The sequence below is a fragment of the Synechococcus sp. R5-12 genome, assembly GCF_047502655.1.
Taxonomy (GTDB): domain Bacteria; phylum Cyanobacteriota; class Cyanobacteriia; order Thermostichales; family Thermostichaceae; genus Thermostichus.
In genome coordinates, this window is record NZ_JANSIM010000168.1 from 1 (window position 1) to 5138 (window position 5138).

General features: G+C 59.0%; 5 protein-coding genes. 2 read left to right on the forward strand and 3 right to left on the reverse strand.

The features are described from left to right. Positions 1-64: 64 nt before the first annotated feature. The gene (locus tag NW843_RS09620) at positions 65-1243 is read right to left on the reverse strand and encodes a TRC40/GET3/ArsA family transport-energizing ATPase (RefSeq protein WP_414332153.1); all 1179 of its coding nucleotides are present in this window, start codon (positions 1241-1243) and stop codon (positions 65-67) included. Between the two features lie 188 nt (positions 1244-1431). Between NW843_RS09620 and psbQ the strand changes: the two genes are divergently transcribed. Continuing rightward, positions 1432-1830: a photosystem II protein PsbQ gene (psbQ, locus tag NW843_RS09625; protein ID WP_011432766.1), complete on the forward strand. Its 399-nt coding sequence runs from the start codon at positions 1432-1434 to the stop codon at positions 1828-1830. A gap of 361 nt (positions 1831-2191) precedes the next feature. On the opposite strand, the gene NW843_RS09630 is transcribed toward psbQ, so the two are convergent. Both NW843_RS09630 and NW843_RS09635 read right to left on the reverse strand, forming a co-directional pair. Then, positions 2192-3073 (reverse strand): Tab2/Atab2 family RNA-binding protein, encoded by an 882-nt coding sequence (locus NW843_RS09630; protein ID WP_011432767.1) that lies wholly within the window; start codon positions 3071-3073, stop codon positions 2192-2194. A gap of 18 nt (positions 3074-3091) precedes the next feature. After that, positions 3092-3568, reverse strand: coding sequence for a VOC family protein (locus NW843_RS09635; protein ID WP_414522803.1), 477 nt, complete (start codon positions 3566-3568; stop codon positions 3092-3094). Positions 3569-3867: 299 nt separating this feature from the next. Here NW843_RS09635 and NW843_RS09640 point away from each other — a divergent pair, with 299 nt between their 5' ends. Further along, on the forward strand, positions 3868-5001 hold the full coding sequence (locus tag NW843_RS09640) for an energy transducer TonB (RefSeq protein WP_414522804.1): 1134 nt from the start codon (positions 3868-3870) through the stop codon (positions 4999-5001). Positions 5002-5138 lie beyond the last annotated feature (137 nt).

Sequence of the window (5138 nt, forward strand, 5' to 3'; positions counted from 1 at the left end):
CCCTACGGGTACAGTGCGGGGCTCCTGCGATTTCTAGCTGACGCAACCAAGAGCAGCTACAGCCTCAAGCAGCAAAATGAATGCGCAGGTAGTCTTCTTCCATCTTGGCGCGGGCCGGGGTCATGGCCGCTAAAGTCTGGGGCAGAACCAAGTTGCGGCGGTGGTTGCCGATGCGGATGTTCAGCTCATCCCCGGTTTTGGTCAATTCCACCTGCTCTTTCGGGATCCCGGGCAAGTAAAGATCCAGCCGGTACTGGCCGTTGTCGGTTACCACATTCAGGGTTTGCTCGGCATAGAGCACGTCCGCCGGGTTGCGATCCCCCCAGAGGTCTTTTTTCAGGCGGGCCAGGGCGTCCCATCCCACCAACTCCTCGGAGTACAGCGGGATCTCGAAGACCGGCAGGGGGGCAAAGTTTTCGTGGATTTCCTGGCGATATTTCTGTTGGGCTGCCTTCCAGGCGGCAAAGTAGGGATCCACCACTCCATCGGGCAAGATGCGGTTGGCAATCACCAAATCGGTGGCCACCCCGTAAAGGCTGAGGTAGGCGTGGGCCCGCAGCGATTCTTTGATCACCATCTTTTCGGGGTTAGTGACCAGCCGCACTGAGGTGATGCGGTTGTTGGTGAGGATGCGCTCCAGCCGCTCAATCTTCTGATAGAACTCATAAGGAGCATCCAGCACCTGGTCATTCGGCAGCGGGATCCCGGTCAGCCCCTTCACAATCGGCTCGGCAATAGGACGCAGCATTTGCGCCAGCCCCTGCAGGGGTTTGTAGAACCTGCGCATGTACCAGCCAGAAACATCCGGCAGGCTCAAGAGGCGCAGGGCCGTGCCTGTAGGGGCCGAGTCGATGATCAACACATCGAACTTGCCTTCGTCGTAATGGCGATTCACCCGCACTAGGGCAAAGATCTCATCCATCCCTGGCAAAATCGCCAGCTCCTGTGCCTGCACCCCATCTAGCCCTCGCGCCTGCAACACCTGGGTAATGTAGGTTTTGACGGATCCCCAATTCAGCTCCAGTTCGTTGAGGGCGTCCAGCTCCGCCCCCCAAAGGTTAGGTTTGACCTCGACCGGCTCATGGCCCAAGGGCTGATCGAAGCTATCGGCCAAAGAGTGGGCCGGATCTGTGCTCAGCACCAAAGTTTTCAGGCCAATCTCGGCACAACGCCAGCCGGTCGCCGCCGCCATCGAGGTTTTGCCGACTCCACCCTTGCCGGTCATGAGGATGATGCGTTGCATGAGAGTGCCATTTACATTCTTTTACATCCCTAGCCTAACCGATTTGCTGTGCTCTTCGAGAGGCAGCCAAGGGGCTGAGGTGCAGCCAGCGGGTAAACTATTCATTTGATTACCAAATGATTGCCAAAAAGCTGATGGCAATCATGGCCAAGAAGTCAAGCCTGTTGCAGGCATGTGGGAGGTATGTGATGATCTGTCGCTGGCGGAGTGTGTTGCTGGTTGCCATCCTGACATTGGGGCTGTGGCTGGGATCCCTTTCTGTGCAAGCGGCTGCTGGCCTGCCCCGAGAGCTGCAACAACTGGAGCAACAGGTAGAGCGGCTGCAAAGCCTGGTGGAGGCGGAGGACTGGTTGGAGATCCGCTCCTACATCCACGGGCCGATGGGACTCACTCGTAAGACCTTGACCGGCCTGGCGGCTACCCTGCCAGATAAACAAAAGCGGGAAGTGCTGCGCCTGGCTAAGGAGATGGGCCGCAGCTTAGAACAACTAGACTTTGCCGCCAAAGCCTATGACCAACCCGAGGTGGAGGCAGCCCAGGCCAAGGTGAAAAAGACCTTGCAGGCGCTGGAGGCTGTGTTTTCCTAGTGAGGATCCCTTCTCTCTTTGGCGACTTTGGCGATATGGTGGTTTCAAGTTAGGGTGAGACGCCTAGGCCACTGATCGCGCCAGCGGGACGGAGTCCTTGAAAAGCCTTCTGGCCCTGCGCATTCAAGGTTTTGGGTGCGGATGCAGGGCCCTAGTTTGAATCGAAAACGCAGTCATTTCAAGTAGTGTAGTCATTTTTTAAACAGGTAATGGAACATTTCTGTCGCATTGGTCTCTAACTCCCCTCTCCCTCTGGGAGAGGAGCTGGGGGTGGTCGCGGCAGCGGCGCGGAGCGTTTGGGGAGTGTCTCAATCTAGTTTGAAATGACTGTAATTTACAAACAGGCTGTAACGGCTGCTACTTACAGCGGATGTTGCATCAGCCAGAAGCCGGCGAAAGACTGGGCCCTGAGATCGGTTTGAATGGCAAGAAAGTGGAGCCCCTGGGCCTGCTGCTGGCGCTGGGCAAAGACTTCTGCCTCTGTTCGCAGTGTTTCATCTCTCAATTGTGCAAACAGATAACAATCGTTGAGGCCCGCCTCGAGCAGTAGCCGTCCGTCTGCCACACTCAAGTAGGCGGGTTCCATACCGCTCATCCAGGCTGCCATCGGCAAAGCCCGCTGCGAGGTAATCACCAAGCCGGGAATGAGGGTGCTCCGCACCACTGGTGCCAATGTGTCGGGCGTCAAAGTGTCCCAGGCAACCGGAAAAAGCTCGCCAAATTCTATCGGCCAGGCGTCGGCTTCCCGCAGATCCTCAGCTCGCAAGGTCACGAAGGCCCAGCGTTCTCCCTGCAACTTGTCCGGCAGACGGATGGGATCCGGCGGATCCGGATCCACAGGAGGTTCGGGGCTGTAGGTAAACTGAGTCTCTTGAGGGTAAACCTGCTCTGCCCGTTCTCGCATCCAAGCTTTGAGGGTGTAAACGCGACGACTGGGCAGCATCGGGATCCCAACCGCATCGCAGGCCCGTTGCAGGATGGAACTCATGCGGGCTCGAAACACACGAATGGCCGAGGGAGGCTGGGGAGCCGCTTCGAGGTAGCTCCGCAACTGTCGTGCCACCCAGGTGCTATTCACCTCTTGGTTACTGCAATACTGCGCTTGGCGAAACCGGCCGGTGGGATCGCATACCAACAGCTCCCAAACCCTTCGGTTCTGCTCATCCCGCAGGGGGACGGCGTTGAAATCCATCTGCCAGATAGGGCCGCGCGCAGGGCCAGAACGCAGGGGTTGAGTGGCCAAAGGTTCCTCCTGTTTGCACTACATGCCACTTGAGCGGGCCGGGGATCGTTCGCGCGAGCGGTGGGAAGCACTGTCCCCGACCAAGGCCAATTCCCGCTCCCCGAAAATGGCGGAAGCGTTGCGGTAGTACTTAAACTCCAGCAGGTTATGGAAGGGATCCTGCAAAAAGAAGGTGCCATGCTCCAAGGGGGTGCCAACAAAGCGCCAGCGCGGCTCTTGATAAAAGGGCAAGGCCCGCGCCAAGGCACGGTCGGCCAGCGCCTGCCAATCCCCTTGGGTAGGGAAGATCAGGCCAAAATGACGAGGGTAGATGCCCCGCTGGGGCGTCAGCTCTTCGTGGGTGAGGTGGGCCACCAGTTGATGGCCGTGCAGGTTAAAAATAACGGCAGCAGAGGTTTCTCGACCGATCTCACAGCCCAAGCCATCGCCGTAGTAGGCCTTGGCCAAGGCAATATCGGCAACTGGAAAGGCCAGATGAAAGCGGATGGGTTCCATAACGTCGCTCCTAAAAAGCCACCAAAAGTGCCCCACCAGCCAACATCAGAGCCAGCACCCCGAGCTGTGGGGCTTTTCCCCGGCTAATGGGATCCCCGCTCTTTTCAAGGTAGGCGATCTTAGAGCTGCTGCAAGGTGGGATCCCTTCCCGAGCCCGAGATAGACTATACGCCTTTGCGCAGGAGTGCCAACTGCTCGGATGCTATAACACTAGCTGGGGTGTTACCCCCGTGGCCCAGTCTGCAACAGACAACTCGGTGTGTTGAGAGCGTTGAAGAAAGGAAAGGGCAATCTTGGCTATGACCAGCATCTGGATTGAGCAGCGCCGCCGCGAGGATGAATCTCGCAACTTTTTTTGGATGGTGGCGCTGTCGCTGCTGCTGCACGTGCTGGTGCTGCTGGGATTGCTCCACTTGGGGCGGCTTTGGCTCACTCGCGAGCCAGAACAAGAAGCCATTGAGTTTATCCTTCTGGATCCAGAAGATCTGCAGCCCCCAGAGGAAGCAGATCTGGTTTCAGAAGTTGATTCCCGCGATGGGGGTGAGCGGGTAGAAGCCCCTCCGTCTCAAGGCAGTCCACCTCAATCTCAGGCCGCCCCTCCCCAGGAGGCCCCTCCGCCGCCAAGACCCCAACCACCGCCACCGCCTGCCCCTGTTCCACCACCACCTGCCCCGGCTGCAGTTGCCCTGGCAACCCCAACTCCAACCCCTCCACCCAAGCCCACGCCTACCCCAACCCCCGCTCCCCCTCAGCCCACCGCGACCCCGACTGCGGCACCGCCACCTTCCACGCCTGCCCCCAGACCTACTCCGACCCAAACTCCACCGCCTGTGGCGGCTGCTCCCTCCCCAAGGCCCACTCCCCCGCCAACTGCGGAGCCCTTGCCCATACAGCCAAGCGAGCGGGTTTCGGATCCCAGCCAATTGGCTCCCGTTCCGCCCGCTCCGCAACCGGTGACAGAGGTTCTTCCCGCCCAGCGGCCCTCTGACTCTTCCCAGTTGGGGCCTCCGGTCAGTGCCTCTGCTCCCAGCAATGGAGCCGGGATCCAGGGCAGTGGAGCTAGTGGATTGGCCAACCCCACCCAATCCGCTCCCAATCCCCCCAGCGTGGCAGCGCGGGCCAATGTGGATTGGGGTCCTTGGCTGGCCGCTTTGCAGCGAAAAGTGGAGCAAAATTGGATACCTGGGCAGACCGGTACCTCGCGCCGCACAGTGGTGATCTTTACAGTGGGTCGAGCTGGCGATCTGCAGAGCATTCGCCTGGGGCGCACGTCCGGCAGCCAACAAACAGACGATGCAGCGCTGACGGCTATCCAGAGGGCAGCTCCCTTCCTGCCGCTGCCTGAGGCTTACGAGGGCAACTCGGTGACAATTAATTTCACCTTTGATATCAACGTGCTGGGCCAGTTGACTGTAGGGGGATCCGCCAAGTAAACTACCCGACCCTGACTGCTTCGCGGTACAGAGTAGGCTTTTAGTAGCCCTGCAGTTAGTAAACTAACCACGGACCTCTGGGATGGTTTACGACACCCCCAATCGACCGTTACCAGTGCCTTAAACAACCGTTTCTG